Annotated in this window: 2 protein-coding genes; one reads left to right on the top strand and one right to left on the bottom strand. The window is 65.4% G+C overall.

Translation table 11 applies throughout. The features are described from left to right. Positions 1 to 452 (bottom strand): BLUF domain-containing protein (locus MFF55_RS26450; RefSeq protein WP_238247210.1); only part of this gene is annotated, 452 nt, incomplete at its 3' end. Between the two features lie 207 nt (positions 453 to 659). Here MFF55_RS26450 and MFF55_RS26445 point away from each other — a divergent pair. Further along, positions 660 to 1,030, top strand: a 371-nt coding sequence (locus tag MFF55_RS26445) for a PAS domain-containing protein (RefSeq protein WP_238247208.1), incomplete at its 3' end; no start/stop codon positions are given.

Here is a 1,030-nt window from a genome sequence, read left to right as displayed (position 1 = left end):
TAGCTGGCGAGGCGTTGACCCTGGCGCTTGGCCTGCTCGAAGGCCTGCAGGTCGAGAGCCAACGCGATGATCTGGCCGCTCTTGAGCCGAGACGGGTCCATGCTGCTGCCGATGCCGTGCTCCAGGTAGACCTCCTCCACCTCCGGTGTGCGCATCGCACCACCCATCGTCCAGTTCGGAAACAGCCGGGCCTCGATATCGCGCACGTTCAAGATGGTCGCCGCCGAGTGTCTCGTGTCGCGCGCGATGCGGTTGTAGGTCTCGGTCACCTGCGCCTTGTCGCCTTCCAGGATCTGCACGAACCAGGTCTTGTCGAAGATCAGGAAGCCCGTGATGCCGTCGCGGCTGTTGTTGCGCTGAGAAGCCGAGACGATCTCGCGCAGGTTGGTCAGCATGGCGCGGTCGCCGCCCTGCACCGTGTTGCGGCTGTAGTACACGAGCTGGTGGATCATGGAGGCGGTGCCCTGCGAGATGCGGTGACGTTGGTAGAGGGACGGGCGGTACCGGGTGATTGCCCTAGCTCGTCTGCCGGCAGAGTGCTGTGGGAGCCGCTAACGATTTGTGAATTCCTGCCCCGTCACATGGCTTCGGGCGACGGCCCTTCGGGAGAGGCGGTAAACCAATCCTGAATTCGGTGTGCTCCTGCAGAGGGTCGGGTCATGACCATTATCGAACTCGTCAGGCTGCTGGCCGAGCCGCTTGATCTCGCCGTGCTGGTGACGGACGCGGCTCTCGACCGACCGGGACCGACCATCCTGTACGCCAACCCGGCCTTTGTGCGGATGAGCGGGTATGCGAGCGCCGAGGTGCTTGGGCGCTCGCCGCGCCTGCTGCAGGGCAAGGCCACCAACCGGGTGCTCGCCCGCTCGCTCACCCGCACGCTTCGCACACAGGGCCGCTTCCACGGGGTTCTGGAGAACTACCGCAAGGGAGGCGAGGTCTATCACTGCGAGATCGACGTGCGTGCCTTGTGCGGCGGAGACGGGCAGCCGCTGGCCTTCATCGCCTTCGAGCGCGAGGTCGTGCGCCG

Origin of the sequence: Methylobacterium iners (assembly GCF_022179305.1) — a bacterium.
Lineage (GTDB): Bacteria > Pseudomonadota > Alphaproteobacteria > Rhizobiales > Beijerinckiaceae > Methylobacterium > Methylobacterium iners.
This window is presented reverse-complemented; position numbering and strand designations above follow the sequence as displayed.